Source organism: Microbacterium sp. 22195, assembly GCF_052056515.1.
GTDB lineage: Bacteria > Actinomycetota > Actinomycetes > Actinomycetales > Microbacteriaceae > Microbacterium.
Map to the genome: position 1 here is coordinate 20,759 of NZ_JBQEPE010000002.1, position 19,199 is coordinate 39,957.

The following is a 19,199-nucleotide window of genomic DNA, read 5'->3' on the forward strand; positions in this document are numbered from 1 at the left end:
GCCGTGAAGCGCGTGGCGCACGACACCTGGGCGTCGATCCTGGGCGTGCTGTATCTGGGACTGATGGTGAACCTGCTCGTGCTGGTGGCGGCGTCCCCGCTGGTGGTGCTGCTGATCACCACCGACCCGATGCGCTCCTGGCCGCTGCTGGCGGTCGCGGCGGTGCCCGCCGTGCCGGCACTGACCGCCGCGTTCGGGGCGTACCGGGCGCATGACGAGGGCGAGACGCAGGTGGTGCGGGCGTATCTGCGCTCCTGGCGTGCGACCTGGCGGAAGGCGATGCTGCTGGGTGCACTGGCTGTCGGACTCGCGGTGGTGCTGCTGGTCGACGTGCGGATGCTGGCGGATACGGCCGCTTCGGTGGTGATCGTGCCCGTGCTGCTGCTCCTGGCGGCGCTGACGGCCTCGACCGCACTGCTGGGCGCTGCGGCGCTCTCCGAGGTGCCGGCGGCCCGGCTGCGGGACGTGCTGCGCTCGAGTCTGTATCTGGGCGTGCGGCGCTGGTACTTCCAGTTGCTGACGTTCGCGGTGCTCGGCGTGCAGATCGCGGTGTTCACCACCATGCCGGCGATCGCGATCGGCCTGACCGCGGCGCCGGCGCTCTACGTCGCCTGGGCGAACGCGCGCTACGTGCTGCGGCCCGTGCTCGGCGAGGTGCCCGCCCGGGACGAAGCCGCCGCGTGAGCGCCGCTCCGTCGCCGGGCGCCGCGCCTCAGGCGCTGCGCGCCAGCGAGACCGCGTCCATCGGGTACAGCAGCGGGGAGCCTGCGGCGTACGCCTCGAGCTCGTCCAGGGCGGAGTCCGTCAGCCGTCGCGTCTCGGTGCCGAGCGATCCGGCCAGGTGCGGGGTGAGCGCCACGTTCGGCAGATCCAGCAGCGGCGAGTCCAGCGGCAGGGGCTCCGGGTCGGTGACGTCGAGGACGGCGTCCAGCCGGCCCGTGCGGCACTCGGCGACCAGCGCGTCGTGGTCGAGCAGCGCGCCTCGTGCGGTGTTGATGACCGTGGCGCCGTCGGGCAGCGCGGCGAGCTCGCGTACCGAGATCATGTGGTGCGTCGAGGGCAGCGCCGGGGCGTGCAGCGAGAGCACGCTCACACGGGGGAGCATCTCCTCCAGCGCCACGAGCTCGGCGCCGGTGGCTGCCACCTCGGCCGGGTCGGCGAACGGGTCGGCGACGAGCACCTTCAGGCCGGTGAACGGGCGCAGCAGCTCGGCGACGCGCCGCCCGATGCGCGAGAACCCGACCAGTCCCACGGTGCGGTCGAGGTTGCCGATCGAGAAGTCGCGCAGGTTCCCGCCCCAGTCCGCCGCTGCCAGCGCGGGCGTGCGCACGTGCGGGAAGACCCGCTTGCCCGCGAGCAGGATCGTCGCGAGCGTGAACTCGGCGACGGGCACGGCGTTGGCGTCGGCTGCGGTCGTGATGCGGATGCCGCGCTCCCAGAAGTCCTCGGAGACGTGCTGGCGGATGCTGCCGGCGGCATGGAACACGGCGCGCAGGCGCGGCATCCGGTCCAGCAGCGGTGCCTCGAAGCGCGGGGCGCCCCACGACGTGATCAGCACCTCGGCCTCGGCCAGCAGCTCGTCCAGCCCGGGGGCCGTGAGGTCGGCGATGTGCATCGGCGTGCGCACGTCGGCGAGCTCCGCGAAGCGGCGGCGGCGGGCCTCGTCGAACAGCAGTTCGTATGCCTCGGCCGACATGACCGCGTGTGCCCGGGGGCGGGAAGAGGGCATGTATTTCTCCAACGAGGTTCGCGAGCCAGACCGCTTGCGTGACGCGGCTTTCCCAGTGAAGACTGAACACCCAATCAAACGCAACCGATTCGAAGCTGAAAACACTCACTCGAACATAAAGATTCATCGGCGAGAGGATGCGGGATGCTGATCCGGCGAGGAGCGCTGCGCGCGATCTGGAGCGAGCACGGGGATCCTGAGCGCCGGCTGCCGGTGCCCACGGCATCCGACCGAGCGTTCTGGGACGGGCTCGACCCCCGCGTGAAGGAGACGATCCTCGTCGAGGCCGATCGCCTGCGCGAGACCGCCTGGCCGCAGCCGTTGCTCTCGGACTGGGCGGCCTATGCGCGCACGGGCGACCGCTCGGCGTACGAGAGCGCCCTCTTCCTGCGCAACCGGCGCACGCGCGTCGCCGTGCTCGCCGCGGCCCTCGACCCGACCGAGGAACGGTTGCGCGAGGCCGCGGACGGCCTGTGGCTCAAGGTCGAGCAGAGCACCTGGTGCTGGCCCGCGCACGACGACGCGTTCGCTCGCGGCCTGCGGGTCCCCGACCCCGAGCACCCCTTCGTCGACCTCGGTGCGGGGGAGGACGTCGCCCTCGTCGCCTGGGCGGCGCTGCTGCTCGGCCAGCAGCTGGACGAGCACGCACCCGGCCTCCGCGACCGGCTGGGCGCCGAGGCCCGCAAGCGCGTGCTCGAGCCCTTCCTCGTCCGCGAATGGCACTGGGAGGGGACCGAGGACCACGTGCACAACTGGGCTCCGTGGATCCACTCCAACCTCCTCCCGGCCGCCCTCGCCTTCGCCGAGCCTCCGCTGCGCGACCGGGTGGTCGAGCGCTGCGTCGACGGACTTGACCGCTATCTCGCGCAGCTGCCCGCGGACGGCGCGATCGACGAGGGCTTCGCCTACTGGTGGCAGGGCGGCGGGCGCTCTTTCGACGCCCTGAGCCTGCTCGATGCGCTGAGCGGCGGCAGCGTCGCGACCGCCGCGCGCGAGGGCGAGCTGAGTGGGCTCGCCGAGCTCGCCCGCTTCCCACAGCGGGTGCAGATCGGCCCGGGCTGGTTCGCGAGCTTCGCGGATGCCGAGGCGAGAGCCGACGCCGGCACTCCCTGGCATGTGCTCCTCCGTGCGGCGATGCTGTGCGGCATTGCCGACGTTGCGGCCTTCGCGCAGGCGGAGCGGGGCGAGCAGCCGCTGTGCGGGCTCGACGACGGCGTCCACGCCGGACTGGGCCGGATGCTGGCGGAGCTGACCGACCTGCGCTCCGGCGCGCTCACCGCCGCCGTGACGCCGGACGCGGCGCAGCATCCGGCATCCGGCCCGGTGCGGCCCGACGTCTTCCTGGCGTCGATCGGTCTCGGCATCCGGGAGCGCGGCGGGCTCACCGTCGTCGCCAAGGGCGGCCACAACGGCGAGAACCACAACCACAACGACCTCGGCTCGATCGCCGTGGCCGTCGACGGGGTGCCGCTGCTGCCCGATCTCGGTCGCGCCGAGTACCGCGCCGAGACGTTCTCGGAGCGCCGCTACGAGCTGTGGAACATGCGCAGCGACTGGCACTCCGCGCCGATGCCCCGCGGAGAGGTGCAGCTTCCCGGTGCGCAGTGGCGGGCCGCGATGGACTCCGTCGACGGCGGCTGGACGCTCGATCTGAGCGCGGCGCACCCCGCGGGGGAGCGCTGGATCCGCACCGTGCGGGTCACGGATGCCGGGCTCAGCGTGCGCGACGAGAGCGACGCCCTCGGCGACCCCGCCACCCGGATCGTCGTCGTGTGCACGGGCGTGCCTGAGCGGGACGGCGACGGGATCGTCGTGCCCGGCCGGGACGGCTCGCGCGGACTCCGGCTGACCTTCGACCCGGCCGAGGTGGACGTCGAGACCGTGGAGATCGATGACAGGCACCTGCGCAGGTCGTGGGGCGAGCGGGTCACGCGGATGCTGTTCCGACCGGCATCCGGTGCGGGTTGGGAACTGAGGGGAGAGGCGCGATGACCGATTCGGAGATGCCGCCGGTGTTCGGGATCGCCCGGCGCGAGCGGATCATGGACCAGCTGCGCACGGCCGGAGCCGTGCGCGTGGCGGACCTGGCGCGCGAGTTCGCGGTGTCCGAGCTGACGATCCGGCGCGACATCGGCGAACTCGCCGATCGCGGGCTCGTCACCCGGGTGCACGGCGGGGCCACCCTGCGCAGCCGGCTCGACACGACCGTCGCGCCCCGGGCATCCGCCGGCGGCCCGCGCTACCGGGTGGGCATGGTGGTGCCCTCGCTGAGCTACTACTGGCCGCAGGTCGTCATCGGCGCACGGGCCGCGGCGACCGAGCTCGGCGTGCAGCTGGTGCTGCGCGGCGCGAGTTACGAGCCGGAGGATCAGCGGCGGCAGATCAGCTCGCTGGTCGAGTCCGGCGGATTCCACGGCCTGATCGTGGCGCCCGAGAACCAGGGCCCCGACGGGCACGCCCTGCTGAGCTGGCTGGAGCAGCTGCCGGTGCCGGTCGTGCTCGTCGAGCGCCGCGCCCCGGCATCCCTCGCCCTCACCCGGCTGGAATGGGTGACCACCGACCACGTGTTCGGCGGCCACCTCGCCGCGTCGCACCTGGCGTCGCTGGGGCACCGCCGCGTCGGCATCCTCACCTCGGCCCAGTCGCCGACCTCGTGGCAGCTGCGCCGCGGCTGGGCGCAGGCTGTCGAGGAGCTCGGACTGCAGGAGACCATCGACCTGAACGCGTCGCTGGACTACATGGAGGGCCCGGAGCGGGCCGTGTTCGTGGAGGCGCTGCTCGACCGCGTGCGCGAGACCGGAACCTCGGCGATGCTCATCCACTCCGACCCGCAGGCGCTGCTGGTGCAGCAGAACGCCCTCGACCGGGGCTGGGAGCTGCCCGACGACCTGTCGATCATCGCCTACGACGACGAGGTCGCCGAGAGCGGAGCACCTCCGATCACGGCGCTGCGCCCTCCCAAGCAGCATGTCGGACGACGCGCCGTGGAGGTCATGCTCGCGCGGCTGACCGAGGGATCGGCGCGCCCCGTCGAGCGGGTGCAGGTGGTGCCGACGCTGTACGCGCGGGAGTCGACCGTCGCCGTGTGATCGTGGGTCAGCTGGACTCGCGCACGTGCAGCGACGGCGCGAGCTTGATGCGATGCGCGGGCGCGTCGTCGCGGCGCTCGAGCCGCATCAGCGCGGTCTCCAGGGCCCGGCGTCCGACAGCGGTCCGTGGCGGATCCACGGCGGTCAGCGGCACGCTGGCGAGGGAGGCCACCTCGTCGTCGTAGGCGACGATCGCGAAGTCCTCGGGCACGCGCAGGCCGCGCTCCTCGACGACGCTGAGCAGGCCGATGGCGAGCTCGTCCGGCAGCACCACGGCCGCTCGCACGCCCTCCGCAAGGCATGCATCCAGGAACTCCCGCAGCACGTCCGCGCGGGAGTCGTCGCCCCAGCGCGGTGACGGGGCCGTCATGACCGGTGCGGATGCCAGGCCGCGCCGCTCCACGGCCCGCCGGTGCCCCTTCGCGATCCACGGAGCGGTGGCGGTCTCGCGGCACAGCAGCCCGACCGAGCCGTGGCCGCGCTCCGCGAGGTGGTCGACGGCGAGCTCCGCGCCGAAGGAGTGGTCGCTGCGCACGGCGTCGATGCGAAGCGAGGTCGGGGCCCCGTCGGCCGCGCGCTCCACGAGGACCACGGGGGTGTCCACCGCGGCGATCGCGCGCCAGAGCTCCTCGTCGACCACGTCCGGCCGGGCCGTCACGAGCATCGTCGCATCCGCCCCGCCCGCGCTCAGTCGCTGCAGCTGGCGGGTCTCCTCGGCGGGGTCGTAGTTGGTCGTGCCGAGCACGAGCCGCACGCCGGCGGCCAGAGCCGCCTCGCTGGCGCCGCGGATCAGCGGCGGGAAGTAATATCCGGCATCCGGCACGATCAGGCCGATCGTCGCCAGCGGCCGCGTGGAGGACCCGATGCCGCGGATGCCGGTGGCCGGCGCCTCGGCGGTGTCGGGGAGCACCGCCCCGCCGTGCACCCGGCGGATCAGGCCGCGATCCGCGAGCACGGCGAGGTCGCGGCGGATCGTCATGCCGCTCAGTCCCGTGCGGGCGGCGAAGTCCCCGACCTCGATGCGTCCGCGCATCACGATCTCGCGCAGGATCCGCTCCCGCCGCTCCTCGGCGATCACCCGGTCACCCTTCTGTGCGTTCTGTTCGCTTCCGTTCATACCAGGGGCGGGGTGCGGACGCTCGCACCCCGCCCCTGGTCAGTGCTCAGCGGCAGCTCACCGCCGCATAGGGGACGGTCGTCGTGGTGCGCGCCCCGGAGTCCGTGATCGCGACCAGGGTGGCCACGCCGGCGTCCACCGCGGTGCTCACCTTGTACGACAGCCGCACGTCCTTGCCGGGCTTGAGCTTCTCCGCCACGCGGTCGCCCAGTGCGGTGTCGACGGTCACGGCCACCTGCTCGTCGTGCTCGTTGGCGACGTCGACGTGCACCCAGGCGAACGGGCCGCGGCACTCCGTGAGCACGGAGGCCGACGTCGGCACCGCGCTGCCGGCGAGCTCGACGGCGAACAGCGTGAGACCGTCGCCGGTCATCGGGCTGCCCTCCGGGAGGGTGACGCTCGCGACGGGCTTGCCCGACAGCGGGATGCGCTGCGCGAACACGGATGCCGGCTCCTGCACGGTCGAGATCGTCCCGCCGATGTACGCGGCGGTGCGCTTCAGGTACGAGGCCGACGTGGCGAGCACGGCCGTGTCGGTCGCATCGACCTGCGTCTGCGACCACACCGGCAGGCTGATCTCGACATCAGCGGTGGTCCCGTCCTGATAGTGCACGGTCGCGGTGCCGGAGGTGGCCGTCCCGGAGGAGAACCCGGCGACGATGAGCTCGTCGCCCTCCCCGTTCAGCGCCACCTGCTGCCCGGCCGCCTTGATCGCGTCCGGCGTGCCGACCGCGGTCGGGTGCCAGTCGATCTCGGCGCCGAAGGCGGAAGCCGTTGCCCCGACCTGGAGACCGGCCGCATCCAGCGCCTCGGCGGAGAGCACGCGCAGATCCGTGGTGATCGCCCCGTTGCGCGGGTTGGCCGTCGAGGCGACCGCGGTCTGGTTCACCAGCGCGCGGAACGGCAGCGGCGCGACCTCCACGCCCGGGCCCTGGTAGGCGCCGATGTTCGGCGTCGCGGGGATCGGGTCGCCGAAGAAGTCGTGCGCACCGGCATCCGGGACGGGAACGCCCGCGCCGATCAGCGGCGAGCCGACCGCGAGGCGGTATCCGGGGAGCGCACGGCTCAGCTGCCCGCTGCCTGCGGCGATCAGCTGCGGATCGGCGAGCACCGAGCCGGTCTCGCCGGCCGGGGGCTGGATGCCGCCGAACCAGGCGTTGTTCGCGTAGACGCCCTTGTCGGCCCTGAGCGCACCGCCCGGCGCGATGAAGACGTTGTTCCTCACCTCGCGCGGCGCGTTCATGTCATCCAGGAACGGCCGGTTCAGGCACGAGAACGTGTTGTTGTAGATCCGGTGCACTCCCGGTCCGCCGCTGGAGCCCGCGAGACGGCAGTCGTCCTGCGAGACGTTATAGCGCAGGATCGCGTCCGTCGTGGTCGACGCCGTGCCGCAACCCGAGATGCAGTCCAGGTAGAAGCCGCCCGCGTTGCCGTACGAGTAGTTGTACTGGAAGGTGCAGCTGCCCTTGATCTTCATGTCGCAGTCCCAGGCCGTGGAGTCGTAGGTCGACCCCACGCTGTTGCCCACGACGTTGTACTGGAACAGCGGATCCACCGAGTTGTACGGCCACATGCCCGCGAAGTTGCCCTTCAGGAACGGGTACTCGCCGTGTCCGAGGTCGATCGCCGAGTTGTACTCGATGACCGGCTTGTCGGAGTTGTGGATCACGATGCCGTCGCCGCCGACGGCACGGATGTCGTTCCGCGCGACGTAGACCTTCTCGTTGTAGTGCTTCGTGGTGTCGGGCGCCGACAGCTTGATGCCGCCGGCGGCCGTGTCGTTGACCACGTTGTCGGTGATCGTGATGCCGTCGAACCAGCCGATGCCGTCGCCGAGCACCGAGATGCCGGCCGACCGGGAGAAGGCGTTGCCGAGGCTGGTCTTGTCGGACCAGCCGGCGACCCTCTCGACGTGGTTGCGGGTGAGCACGACGCCGCTGCGCTTCGATCCGTCGTTGATCTCGTAGAGGATGCCGACGCGACGCTGGTCGGGGGTGCCCGGGTTGATCACGTGCATGCCGTCGACGGTCCAGTTGCTGACGTTGAGCAGGTGGATGCCGGTGAGCGCTCCGTGCCCGTCGATGGTGGCCTCCGCGTCGCCGTCTCCGTACGGCGCCACCGTGATGGGCGCGGTCGACAGGCCCGAGCCCTTCGGTGCGAACGTGCCCGTGCAGGTCGCGCCGCGCTTGAACAGCACCTTCTCGCCGGGCTGGAACAGGATGCCGTCGAGCTGGGCGAGCGAGGTGTAGGGGTCGTCGGCGGAGCCGTCGCCCACGCCTGCGGCGGAGCAGTCGACGTAGTGCACGGCATCCGACACGGCGACCACGTTCGCGGTGATCTCGCCGGTGGCGACGGCGCCGAACAGCGCCTCCGCGGATGCCGTGATCGTGTGCGTGCCGGCGGTCATGCCCGCCGGCACGACGAACGCGGCGACGGCGCGGCCGCTGTCGTCGGAGTTCGCGACGACGCTCGTGTCGCCGAAGGCGACGGTGACGGGGACCCGCGGCGCGGCGCCCTCGATCGCGATCGACACCGGCATGCCCGGCGCGAGCAGCGACAGGTCGACGTCCTTCGCGGTGAGCGCGAGCGGCTGCGCGACGAAGCCGTCGGTGCAGTTGAACCTCAGGTCCGCCCAGTCCGCGTGGTCGTTGCCGTTGCCCTCCGGGCCGGGCTCCGCGCGCAGCTCGACGCGGGATGCGCCGCGGAGGTCGAGGTTGAGCCGGCCCGCGGGGGAGGTCCCGGTCCGCTCCATGCGGAACCTCTCGGTGCCGTCGACGGCGACGACGAAGTCCACCCTGCCCTTGCCGCTCTGGCTGTCGTCGATGCCGACGTAGCCGAGCAGCTGCGTGCACTGCGCGCCCACGTCGTAGACGATCTTCGCCGGGGCGTGCGTGCCCAGCCCCTTGGGGTACTTGGTGCCGCGGATCGACTGGATGGTGCGGTCGGGATCGGGCACGGCGCGGGCGCCGTTGTTGTAGTCGAGCTCGACCGGTCCCCAGCCGTTCTCGGCGGAGACCCAGGCGATGTCGCTGGCGTAGTGGATGGATCCCGCCAGTCCGTCCGCGCCGTAGGCGGCGGTGGCCGGGATGCCGGCCAGGCCGGCCAGGCAGACGGCGCCGACGGCGATCGCCGCGGGCATCCGTGTTCGTCTGATGCGCAAGGGATTCCTCCTCGAATCACGCACCCGGGCCCGGGTGGCCTCGGATGCCCACATCGTGACAGCAGCGGCGCGCCAGGTGTGTTCAGGTGAACACACCTGAACACGGCGGGCCGGAATAGTTGACTCGAGGCAATGGTTGAGAAAGATCAACCAATGATGTATCGTTGACGAAGATCAACCATTCTCTGCAGGAGAGCCTTCCTTGAACTCCACCACACACCCCTCCACCGAAGCCACGCGCTCGGCCCGCGAGGTCTTCACCGCGATCTCCGGCCTCATCGTCGGCATGTTCGTCGCCGTGCTGTCCGGCACGGTGGTGTCGACCTCCCTTCCCGTCATCGTCGCCGACCTCGGCGGCACCCAGGCCCAGTACACCTGGGTCATCACCGCGAGCCTGCTGGCGACCGCCGTCACCACCCCGATCTGGGGCAAACTGGCCGACCTCGTCGACCGCAAGATCCTCGTGCAGCTGTCGCTCGTGCTGTTCACCGCGGGAACGGTCGCCGCCGGCTTCTCGCACGACATCAACATGCTCATCGCCATGCGCGTGCTGCAGGGCCTCGGCGTCGGCGGCCTGATGTCGCTCGTCATGATCGCCGTCGCGCTGATCATCTCGCCGCGCGAGCGCGGCAAGTACATGGGCGTCGTCGGCGGCATCATGGCTCTCGCCACGATCGGCGGCCCGCTGCTGGGCGGCTTCATCACCGACGTGTTCGGCTGGCGCGCCAACTTCTTCGTCGGCGTGCCCTTCGCGATCGTCGCGCTGATCCTGCTGCAGATCACCCTGCACCTGCCCAAGCCGCAGACCGCGAAGGTCTCCATCGACTACTTCGGCATCGTGCTCCTGGCGGTCGGCGTCTCGGCGCTGCTGATCTGGGTGTCGATGGGCGGCGACCAGTTCGAGTGGGACTCGGTCACCAGCTACGTGCTCGCCATCGGCTCCGGCGTGGTGCTGCTCGCGTTCGTGCTGGTCGAGGTGTTCGTCAAGGAGCCCCTCATCCCGATGTCGCTGTTCCGCAACCGCACCTTCACGCTCTCGGTCATCGCCTCGATCGCCATCGGCGTCTCGATGTTCGCGACCTCGGTGTTCCTGGCGCAGTACTTCCAGCTCGCCCGTGGCGCCACGCCGACCGAGTCGGGCCTGATGACGATCCCCATGATCGTCGGCCAGATGGGTGCGTCGATCGTGATCGGTCAGCTGGTCAGCCGCTTCGGCAAGTGGAAGAGCTGGATGCTGCTGGGCTCGGTGCTCGCACTCGCCGGCGTCAGCCTGATGGCCACGCTGCGCTACGACACCCCGTTCATCCTCGTCGCGGTCTACATGTTCGTGCTCGGCGCCGGCCTCGGCATGGTGATGCAGAACCTCACGCTGATCGTGCAGAACGACACTCCGCCGCAGCAGCTCGGCGCGGCGTCGTCCGGTGTGAACTTCTTCCGCACCATCGCCGGCACCATCGGCGTGACGATCATGGGCTCGATCCTGGCCACCAACGTCAAGGACTACATCGTCGACGGCTTCAAGGGGTTCAAGCCCAGCTCGCCGTCCGACCTCCAGGCGCTGAAGGCGCTGGACTCGGGCAACGTCCCGAAGATGTCCGACCTGCCCGAGTCGATCCGCAGCATCGTCGAGTCCGCGTACGGCCACGGCATCGCGGATGCCTTCGTCATCGCCATCCCGCTGGCCGTGATCGGCGTCATCGCCATCGCGTTCATCCGCAACAAGCCGCTCTCGACGAAGAACTCCGCCGAGCAGCTGCGCGCCAACGCCGAGGAGTCGGCGATCGAGGTCGCCGAGGCCGAGGTGGGTGCCGCCACCGGCAGCATCCGCGTCATCGATGCGGACGGCGCGGAGTCCGCCTCCGGCCGTGTCCTGGTGCTGGAGCGCGACGACGACGGCACGGGTGACGAGGACCAGGTGCGCTGACATGGTCGATCCGCAGACCGCCGATGACACGCTCGCGGACTTCCAGGCTCATATGAACCTGATCTTCGCGCGTGCGAAGGCGCTGTGGAAGGAGTCGGCCTCCCGGATGCACCCCGACCTGCAGCCCTCCGGCTACAAGCTGCTGGCGTACATCGCCCGCAACGGGGACACGAGCGCCCACCGGCTCGCCGACCTGTTCGAGATGGACAAGTCGGTCGTGAGCCGGCAGATCCGGATGCTCGAGGAGTTCGGCCTGCTGCAGTCGCGGCCGGATGAGCGCGACGGGCGCCTCCGGGTGCTGACGGCCACGCCCGAGGCCTCGGCCGTGCTGGTCCAGCTGCGGGCCGAGAACGCCGAGCGGATGCGCTCGGTGCTCGCCGAGCTGACGCCGGAAGAGGTGCAGGCCGCCTCGAAGGTGTTCCGGCTGCTCGCCGAGGTCTGATCCGCGGCATCCGCTCCACCGTGCTGAAGCCCGCCTCCCGATTCGGGAGGCGGGCTTCGCCGTAAGCTGGCGGGCATGAGTGAGCATGCGTCCGAACCCACGCTCGACGGGGCGGAGCTGGACGCTGCGGTCGAACGCGTGGAGCGGGAGCTCGGCCGATTGTTCGCGCGCATCCGGATCGGCTGGCGCGAGGCGGCGGCCACCGTGCATCCCGACCTGCAGCCGCTGGGCTACCAGGTGCTGGTGGGCATCGTGAGCGGCGAGGCGACCACGGCCGGGCAGATCATCGAGCGCGTGCAGGCGGACAAGTCGGCGGTCAGCAGGCAGGTGCGTCACCTCACCGAGCTCGGTCTGGTCGACAGCGTCCGCGACCCGGATGACCGCCGCGCGCGCAGCCTGGCGCCCACGGAGCTGGCGAGGGAGCGCGTGGCCGCGGCCCGCGCGGCCTACGAGCAGCGGATCGGCGCTCGCCTGCGGGCCTGGTCGGCCGGCGACCTCAATCACTTCGCCGAGCTGCTGGACGCGCTCGGGCGCTGACGCGCGCAAGCGGGCCTTGCGCTCCACGGAACAACCTGCTTTGATATGGGAAAGCGCTTACCGAGTCATCCGGCGGCGCGACCGACTTCCCGAACAGAACGGAAACACCAATGGCGAACGTGCGCGAGATCGGCATCATCATGAACGGCGTCTCCGGACGCATGGGCTACCGGCAGCACCTGGTGCGCTCGATCCTCGCGATCCGCGACCAGGGCGGCATCGAGCTCTCCGACGGGTCGAAGGTGACCGTCAAGCCGATCCTCGTCGGCCGCAGCGAGGAGAAGCTCGCCGAGCTCGCCGCCAAGCACGGCATCGCCGACTACACCACCGATCTCGACGCCGCGCTCGCCGACCCGCAGTGGGAGATCTACGCCGACTTCCTGGTGACCAAGGCGCGCGCCACCGCCATCCGCAAGGCCATCGCCGCGGGCAAGGCGATCTACACCGAGAAGCCCACCGCCGAGTCGCTGGAGGAGGCGATCGAGCTCGCGCAGCTCGCGAAGACCGCGGGCGTGAAGACCGGCGTCGTGCACGACAAGCTGTACCTCCCCGGCCTGCAGAAGCTCAAGCGCCTGATCGACTCCGGCTTCTTCGGCCGCATCCTCTCCGTGCGCGGCGAGTTCGGCTACTGGGTGTTCGAGGGCGACTGGCAGCCCGCCCAGCGCCCCAGCTGGAACTACCGCACCGAGGACGGCGGCGGCATCATCACCGACATGTTCCCGCACTGGAACTACGTGCTCGAGAACCTGTTCGGCGAGGTCAAGAGCGTCTACGCACAGGCCGCCGTGCACATCGCCGACCGCTGGGACGAGAAGGGCGAGCACTACGACGCCACCGCCGAGGACGCCGCGTACGGCATCTTCGAGCTGGAGGGCGGCATCATCGCCGAGATCAACTCCTCGTGGACCGTGCGCGTGAACCGCGACGAACTGGTCGAGTTCCAGGTCGACGGCACGCACGGGTCGGCCGTGGTCGGCCTCTTCGGCTGCAAGATCCAGCCGCGCAACGCCACCCCGAAGCCGGTGTGGAACCCCGACCTCGAGGACACCCACGACTACGACGCCGACTGGCAGGACGTCCCCACCAACGACGTCTTCCTGAACGGCTTCCGCCAGCAGTGGGAGGAGTACCTGGAGTCGTACGTGCTCGGCACCGACTACGGCTTCGACCTGCTGGCCGGCGCCCGCGGCGTGCAGTTCGCCGAGGCCGGCCTCGCCTCCAGCGCCGAGGGCCGCAAGATCGCGATCGAGAAGCTCGCGCTGTGAGCACGCTGCGCCTGCTGTCGGCATCCGGGGCACTGACGGATGCCGAGCTGAACTCGTCCGGCGGGTATCAGCGGCCCACCGCGCCGCTGCGCTCGCGCGTCGCCTATGCCGCCGCGCACGTCGTGCCGGTCGTCTGGGGCGACAACACCCCGGGTCAGCCCGCCGACATCGACTGGGACTCGACGCTCGCGTTCCGTCGGAACGTCTACTCGTGGGGTCTGGGCGTCGCGGATGCCATGGACACCGCGCAACGGAACATGGGCCTCGACGCCGCCGCGACGCGCGAGCTCATCTCGCGCAGCGCTCAGGTGGCCCGCGAGGAGGGCGGCTCCGTCGTGGTCGGCGTCAACACCGACCACGTGGAGGAGACGCACATCTCCCTCGACCAGGTGGTCGACGCGTACAAGTCGCAGCTGCACTTCACCGAGGAGCAGGGAGCGGGCCCCGTGCTGATGGCATCCCGCCATCTCGCCCGCGTGGCGGACGGCGCCGACGACTACCGCCGCGTGTACCGCGAGGTGCTGTCCTCGGCCACCACTCCCGTCGTGCTGCACTGGCTCGGCACCGCGTTCGATCCCGAGCTGTCCGGGTACTTCGGTGCCGATGACTGGCAGACGGCATCCGGCGTGCTGCTGGACATCATCGCCGAGAACCCGGGCAAGGTCGCGGGCGTGAAGATGAGCCTGCTCAACGCCGAGAGCGAGATCTCGGTGCGCGAGCGCCTTCCCGAGGGCGTGCGGATGTTCACCGGCGACGACTTCAACTACGTCTCGCTCATCGGCGACTCCGGCACCGGAGCCCGGCCGTACTCCGACGCGCTGCTCGGCGCCTTCGCGGCGATCACTCCCGTCGCCTCGGCTGCCATCCAGGCGCTCGATGCCGGTGATGCGGCGGCGTACCAGCGCATCCTCGGTCCGACGGAGGAGCTCAGCCGTCAGGTGTTCGCCGCGCCCACGTTCTACTACAAGACCGGCGTCGCATTCCTGTCCTGGCTGAACGGCCACCAGCCCGCGTTCCAGATGGTCGGCGGCCTGCACTCCGCGCGCAGCCTGCCGCACCTGTCGCGGATCGTCGAGCTGGCCAACGCCTCGCTCGCCCTGGAGGACCCGGAGCTCGCGCGCGAGCGCTGGCACGGGATGCTGCGCCTGAACGGAGTCAGCCTGTGAGCGCTGCGGATCCCCGCCTGTCGATCAACCAGGCGACCATCAAGTACGCCGATCTCGCGACCGCGCTGAAGGCGACCACCGACGCCGGCGTGCAGTCCATCGGCCTGTGGCGTGAGCCGGTCAACGAGGTCGGTCTCGACACGGCGGCTCGGATGCTGGCCGATTCCGGTCTGCGCTTCTCCAGCCACTGCCGTGGTGGGTTCTTCACGCTCCCCGAGGGGCCCGAGCGCGTCGCCGCCCTGGACGAGAACCGTCGTGCCATCGAGGAGACGGCGACGCTGGCCGCTGCCGGCGCTCCGGGTTCCGCGGCCGTGCTCGTGCTCGTTGCGGGCGGCCTGCCCGAGGGGTCGAGGGACCTCATCGGCGCCAGGGAGCGGGTGCGTGACGCGCTCGGTGCGCTGGCGCCCTTCGCGCGGGACCACGGTGTGACCCTGGCCGTGGAGCCGCTGCATCCGATGTACGCCTCCGACCGTGCCGTGGTCTCCACGCTCGGTCAGGCGCTGGACATCGCATCCGACTTCGAACCCGCGGTCGTCGGCGCCGTCGTCGACTCGTTCCACATCTGGTGGGACCCGCAGGTGCTCGAGCAGATCGCCCGCGCGGGGCGCGAGGGCCGCATCGCCAGCTATCAGGTGTGCGACTGGAAGACGCCGCTCGCCGAGGACGTGCTGCTCTCGCGGCACTATCCGGGCGACGGCGTGATCGATTTCGCCTCGCTGACGCGGGCCGTGGCGGACGCCGGCTACACCGGCGACGTCGAGGTGGAGCTGTTCAACGCCGAGATCTGGGCGGATGCCCCGGACGCGGTCATCGCCCGCACCGTGGCGTCGTTCGCGGAAGCGGTCAGCCCGCATCTGGGCTGACCCGCCGTTCGTCTCATCGCTCCGCTCCTCGCTCTGGAGCCGGTTCCCGAGCGAGCGCAGCGGGACGAAGGACGACTGGGCGAAGATGAAGGGATGACCATGCGACCAGGGCTCTGCTCGGTGACGTTCCGGCAGCTCGCGCCGGAGGAGATCGTGGCGCTCGCCGCGGAGGCGCAGCTCGAGGTGATCGAGTGGGGCGGCGATGTGCACGTGCCGCCCGGCGACGTCGAACGCGCAGCGCAGGTCGCCCGGGCGACGACGGACGGCGGTCTCGCGGTCTGCTCGTACGGCTCGTACTTCCGTGCCGGCGCCGACGAGGCGCTCACCCCGATCCTCGACAGTGCCGAGGCGCTCGGCGCTGATCGCGTGCGGATCTGGGCGGGGCACGTGGACTCCGCGGATGCTTCGCCCGCGCAGTACGCGCAGATCGTCGCACGGCTGAGGGATGCTGCGGCCGAGGCGTCCGAGCGGGGGATCGGCCTCGCGCTGGAGTATCACCGCGGCACGATCGCCGACGATCCGGATGCCGTGCTGCGCCTGCTCGCCGACGTGCCGGCCCTGTCCACGTACTGGCAGCCCTCGGTCGACGCCCCGGACGCGACGGCCCTCGCCGAGTTCGACGCGGTCGCCGCGCACACGAGCGCCGTGCACGTGTTCTCCTGGTGGCCGTTCAACGAGCGCCTGCGCCTGCATGAGCGGCAGGGGATGTGGCAGGCGCTGTGCGCTGCGGCATCCGCTCTGCCCGTTCCGCCTCGCGACGCCCTGCTCGAGTTCGTCCCCGGTGACGATCCGGCTCTGCTCGCGCCCGAAGCCACGACGCTGCGGGGCTGGCTCGCCCGCACCTGACGTGCGACGTCGCAGCGCGGGCCGTGCGTGGACGGTTGCGTCATCGAATCTGGCAAGCGTTTGCCAAAAAGTCTGGTGCTGCCCCGATCTCCCATGGTAAGAAGTTTTACGAACAGTCGATCAGGCTGGTCGTGAACCGCTTCGAACGTGCAGGAGACGACGATGTCCTATGCCCACCTCTCCCTCCGCCGCAGGGCGCTGACGGCGCTGACGGCAGCCGCGCTCGTCATCCCGCTGGGCCTGACAGTGCAGTCCGGGGCCGCTCAGGCGGATGATACGAGCGGGGACCCGGGGGCGGTGACGCTGATCTCGCAGGGTCGGCCGACGGCGACGTCGTCGACGGAGGGGGCGGGCTTCGAGGGGGCGAAGGCGGTCGATGCGGATGTCACGACGTCGCGCTGGGCGAGTGAGGAGGGTGTGGATCCGCAGTGGATCCGCGTCGATCTGGGAGCGGGTGCGACGGTGTCGAAGGTGGTGCTGAAGTGGGAGGCCGCCTATGCGACCAAGTATCGCGTCGAGATCTCTCCGGACGGAACCGCCTGGTCGACCCTCGCCACGGAATCGGCGGGCGACGGAGGCACCGACGAGTTCACGAACCTGACCGGCACCGGCCGCTACCTGCGTGTCTACGGCACCGCCCGCGGCACGAGCTATGGCTACTCCCTCTACGACCTGAAGGTGTACGGCACCGCCGGCACCGGAGGCACCGACCCCTCGACCGGTGACGTCATCGGCGTCTCCACCGCCGCCCAGCTGACCAGCGCCCTCGCGGCGGTGAAGCCGGGACAGACCATCAAGCTGGCGGCGGGCACGTACCGCGGCAGCTTCGTCGCCGAGACCGCGGGCACGGCATCCGCGCCGATCACCCTCACCGGTCCGCGTGACGCCGTGATCATCAACGAGGCCTCCTCCGGAACCCTGTCGGGCTGCCCGGCGCCATCCGCCGACTGGAACTCCGGATACGGGCTGTGGCTGTTCGGGGCCTCCTACTGGAACGTCACCGGGCTCACGGTCGCCGACTCGAAGAAGGGCATCGTGCTCGACGGCGCCACCCACGTCACCATCGACGGAGTGCTGGTGCGCGACATCGCCGAGGAGGGCGTGCACTTCCGCCGCTCGTCCGCCGACGGAGTGCTGCGCAACTCCGAGATCGTGCGCACCGGACTCGTGAAGCCGGGTTACGGCGAGGCGGTCTACCTCGGCTCGGCGAACTCCAACTACGACTGCTACGCCGACGCGAGCGGCTTCGACCGCTCCGACCGCATCCAGGTGCTCGACAACAGGATCGGTCCCGGCGTCGCGGCTGAGCTGATCGACGTCAAGGAGGGAACGCGAGACGGGATCGTGCGCGGCAACGCCTTCAACGGCACCGGGCTGTCCGGCGAGAACTCCGCCGACTCCTGGGTGGACGTGAAGGGCAACGGCTACCTGTTCGAGGGCAACACCGGCACGTTCGCCTCGCCGGGTGTCTTCGCGAACGGCTACGAGACCCACAACCCGCTCACCGGATCCGGCTGCGGCAACATCTGGCGCGGCAACAGCTCCGACCTCGGCGGCGTCGGGCAGTACGCCGTCAACGTCACCTCCACGTCCAAGTGCGCGGACGCCCCCAATGTCGTGATGGACACGAACACGGTCGCGCACGCCGTCACCGGTCTCACGAACATCGCCGTCACGCCGTCGGGGACGACCCCCGGTGAGCCCGGCAGCACCGCGACCGTCGTCAGCTCGATCTCCGCGCTGCAGTCGGCGATCGACGATGCGGATGCCGGCGACACCATCGTGCTGAAGAACGGCTCCTACAGCGTCTCCGGAAGCATCGACGTCTCCGGAGGAGGGACCGCGGGGGCGCCCGTGACGATCAAGGCCGAGACCGTCGGCGGCGTGACCCTCAGCGGCTCGAAGAGCTTCACGTTCTCGGGCGCGCACGACGTCGTCGTCCAGGGGTTCCGGTTCACGCAGTCGACCACCCTGGACGTGCCGGCCGACAGCAGGCGCATCACGTTCAGCCGGGACGAGTTCGTCTTCGCGCAGAGCGCGGAGCACAACCTGATCATCCGCGCCGACGACTCCGTCGTGGAGTACAGCTGGTTCCACGGCAAGAGCACCATCGGCGTCTATCTCGGCATCGAGGGCGCGGGCACCACCGACATGGCCACCGGCGTGCGGGTGCACCACAACTACTTCTCCGACCAGAGCTTCAGCGGCAAGAACGGCGGCGAGTGCATCCGTCTGGGAGTCAGCCCGCGCGCGCTGAGCGTCGCGGGAGCCGTCGTCGAGTACAACCTGTTCGAGAACGCCAACGGCGATCCGGAGACGATCTCGATCAAGTCCAGCGGCAACACGGTGCGCTACAACACGATCCGCAACAGCTTCGGCGGCATCGTGCTGCGCCACGGCAACGACAACACCGTCGTCGGCAACCGCATCATGGACGGCGCCAACGGCATCCGCATCTACGGCAACGACCACGAGATCATCGACAACTATCTCGCCGGGCTCAGCAAGAGCGCCATCGTCGTCGGGTCGGGCACGCTGCGGGACCACTACGAGGGCGAGCCCTCGGACTCGCGCAAGCAGAACGACGCCCCCGACCGCATCCGCATCGCACTGAACACCGTCGTGGGCGGCACCGACGGCATCAGCGGTGAGACGAACCGCACGGTCCCGCCGCTCAACGTCACCATCGTCGACAACATCATCCAGAGCGACAGCGGCACGCTCGCCGACGTCCCGCTCATGCAGGACTTCTACTGGCGCGGCAACATCCTGTGGGGCGCGGCGGCCAACGGCAACATCCCGAAGGTCGGCTTCATCAGGGTGAACCCGCAGCTCGCGAAGGATGCCGCAGGCACCTGGCGGATCGGGGCATCCAGCCCCGCCGTCGACGCCGCCTCCCAGACGAACCACGCGAACTGGGTGACCGACGACATCGACGGACGCGCCCGCACCGGGGCGTACGACGTAGGAGCGCATGAGGTCACCACCGCACCGGCGACCCGTGCACCGCTCACCACGGCCGACGTGGGGCCGAAGGCCCCGTGACGGCCAGCGCGCCCGG

The 19,199-nt window shown here is 70.6% G+C and carries 14 protein-coding genes; 11 read left to right on the forward strand and 3 right to left on the reverse strand.

Annotation, left to right across the window (positions count from 1 at the left end):
* Positions 1-3: 3 nt before the first annotated feature.
* Positions 4-684 carry a YesL family protein gene (locus ACTJJ4_RS08120; protein WP_440942855.1) on the forward strand — a complete coding sequence of 227 codons (681 nt, stop codon included), beginning with the start codon at positions 4-6 and terminating at the stop codon, positions 682-684.
* Between the two features lie 28 nt (positions 685-712).
* On the opposite strand, the gene ACTJJ4_RS08125 is transcribed toward ACTJJ4_RS08120, so the two are convergent.
* Complete coding sequence (locus tag ACTJJ4_RS08125) at positions 713-1,729, reverse strand: hydroxyacid dehydrogenase (RefSeq protein WP_440942856.1); 1,017 nt, start codon at positions 1,727-1,729, stop codon at positions 713-715.
* A gap of 144 nt (positions 1,730-1,873) precedes the next feature.
* On the opposite strand from ACTJJ4_RS08125, the gene ACTJJ4_RS08130 reads away from it, so the two are divergent.
* Both ACTJJ4_RS08130 and ACTJJ4_RS08135 read left to right on the forward strand, forming a co-directional pair.
* Positions 1,874-3,721 carry a hypothetical protein gene (locus ACTJJ4_RS08130; RefSeq protein ID WP_440942857.1) on the forward strand — a complete coding sequence of 616 codons (1,848 nt, stop codon included), beginning with the start codon at positions 1,874-1,876 and terminating at the stop codon, positions 3,719-3,721.
* Complete coding sequence (locus tag ACTJJ4_RS08135; protein WP_292700071.1) at positions 3,718-4,818, forward strand: substrate-binding domain-containing protein; 1,101 nt, start codon at positions 3,718-3,720, stop codon at positions 4,816-4,818. Before ACTJJ4_RS08130 ends, ACTJJ4_RS08135 begins: the two co-directional genes overlap by 4 nt.
* A 7-nt stretch (positions 4,819-4,825) precedes the next feature.
* Here ACTJJ4_RS08135 and ACTJJ4_RS08140 read toward each other — a convergent pair whose 3' ends face one another.
* Positions 4,826-5,896 carry a substrate-binding domain-containing protein gene (locus ACTJJ4_RS08140; RefSeq protein ID WP_440942858.1) on the reverse strand — a complete coding sequence of 357 codons (1,071 nt, stop codon included), beginning with the start codon at positions 5,894-5,896 and terminating at the stop codon, positions 4,826-4,828.
* An 85-nt stretch (positions 5,897-5,981) separates the two neighbouring features.
* The gene (locus tag ACTJJ4_RS08145) at positions 5,982-9,095 is read right to left on the reverse strand and encodes an NPCBM/NEW2 domain-containing protein (protein WP_440942859.1); all 3,114 of its coding nucleotides are present in this window, start codon (positions 9,093-9,095) and stop codon (positions 5,982-5,984) included.
* Positions 9,096-9,297: 202 nt separating this feature from the next.
* On the opposite strand from ACTJJ4_RS08145, the gene ACTJJ4_RS08150 reads away from it, so the two are divergent.
* The 8 genes from ACTJJ4_RS08150 (at position 9,298) to ACTJJ4_RS08185 (ending at position 19,183) form a co-directional block, all read left to right on the forward strand.
* A complete protein-coding gene (locus ACTJJ4_RS08150) occupies positions 9,298-11,019 on the forward strand; it encodes an MDR family MFS transporter (RefSeq protein ID WP_440942860.1) in 1,722 nt (573 codons plus the stop codon).
* A 1-nt stretch (position 11,020) separates the two neighbouring features.
* On the forward strand, positions 11,021-11,461 hold the full coding sequence (locus ACTJJ4_RS08155; RefSeq protein WP_440942861.1) for a MarR family winged helix-turn-helix transcriptional regulator: 441 nt from the start codon (positions 11,021-11,023) through the stop codon (positions 11,459-11,461).
* A gap of 75 nt (positions 11,462-11,536) precedes the next feature.
* Positions 11,537-11,998, forward strand: a complete 462-nt coding sequence (locus ACTJJ4_RS08160; RefSeq protein ID WP_292700082.1) for a MarR family winged helix-turn-helix transcriptional regulator — start codon at positions 11,537-11,539, stop codon at positions 11,996-11,998.
* 110 nt (positions 11,999-12,108) lie between these two features.
* Complete coding sequence (locus tag ACTJJ4_RS08165) at positions 12,109-13,263, forward strand: Gfo/Idh/MocA family protein (protein ID WP_440942862.1); 1,155 nt, start codon at positions 12,109-12,111, stop codon at positions 13,261-13,263.
* Complete coding sequence (locus ACTJJ4_RS08170; RefSeq protein WP_440942863.1) at positions 13,260-14,429, forward strand: dihydrodipicolinate synthase family protein; 1,170 nt, start codon at positions 13,260-13,262, stop codon at positions 14,427-14,429. The genes ACTJJ4_RS08165 and ACTJJ4_RS08170 overlap by 4 nt, the downstream gene beginning before the upstream one ends.
* Positions 14,426-15,292: a sugar phosphate isomerase/epimerase family protein gene (locus tag ACTJJ4_RS08175; RefSeq protein ID WP_440942864.1), complete on the forward strand. Its 867-nt coding sequence runs from the start codon at positions 14,426-14,428 to the stop codon at positions 15,290-15,292. Before ACTJJ4_RS08170 ends, ACTJJ4_RS08175 begins: the two co-directional genes overlap by 4 nt.
* A gap of 93 nt (positions 15,293-15,385) precedes the next feature.
* Positions 15,386-16,138 carry a sugar phosphate isomerase/epimerase family protein gene (locus ACTJJ4_RS08180; RefSeq protein ID WP_440942865.1) on the forward strand — a complete coding sequence of 251 codons (753 nt, stop codon included), beginning with the start codon at positions 15,386-15,388 and terminating at the stop codon, positions 16,136-16,138.
* A gap of 162 nt (positions 16,139-16,300) precedes the next feature.
* Positions 16,301-19,183 carry a chondroitinase-B domain-containing protein gene (locus tag ACTJJ4_RS08185; protein ID WP_440942866.1) on the forward strand — a complete coding sequence of 961 codons (2,883 nt, stop codon included), beginning with the start codon at positions 16,301-16,303 and terminating at the stop codon, positions 19,181-19,183.
* Positions 19,184-19,199: the final 16 nt, after the last annotated feature.

Excerpts from the sequence above, each read along its gene's own strand:
- ACTJJ4_RS08125 (WP_440942856.1), bottom strand. The coding sequence starts at position 1,729 with ATGCCCTCTTCCCGCCCCCGGGCACACGCGGTCATGTCGGCCGAGGCA.
- ACTJJ4_RS08130 (WP_440942857.1), top strand. The coding sequence starts at position 1,874 with ATGCTGATCCGGCGAGGAGCGCTGCGCGCGATCTGGAGCGAGCACGGG.
- ACTJJ4_RS08135 (WP_292700071.1), top strand. The coding sequence starts at position 3,718 with ATGACCGATTCGGAGATGCCGCCGGTGTTCGGGATCGCCCGGCGCGAG.
- ACTJJ4_RS08155 (WP_440942861.1), top strand. The coding sequence starts at position 11,021 with ATGGTCGATCCGCAGACCGCCGATGACACGCTCGCGGACTTCCAGGCT.
- ACTJJ4_RS08160 (WP_292700082.1), top strand. The coding sequence starts at position 11,537 with ATGAGTGAGCATGCGTCCGAACCCACGCTCGACGGGGCGGAGCTGGAC.
- ACTJJ4_RS08165 (WP_440942862.1), top strand. The coding sequence starts at position 12,109 with ATGGCGAACGTGCGCGAGATCGGCATCATCATGAACGGCGTCTCCGGA.
- ACTJJ4_RS08180 (WP_440942865.1), top strand. The coding sequence starts at position 15,386 with ATGACCATGCGACCAGGGCTCTGCTCGGTGACGTTCCGGCAGCTCGCG.
- ACTJJ4_RS08185 (WP_440942866.1), top strand. The coding sequence starts at position 16,301 with ATGTCCTATGCCCACCTCTCCCTCCGCCGCAGGGCGCTGACGGCGCTG.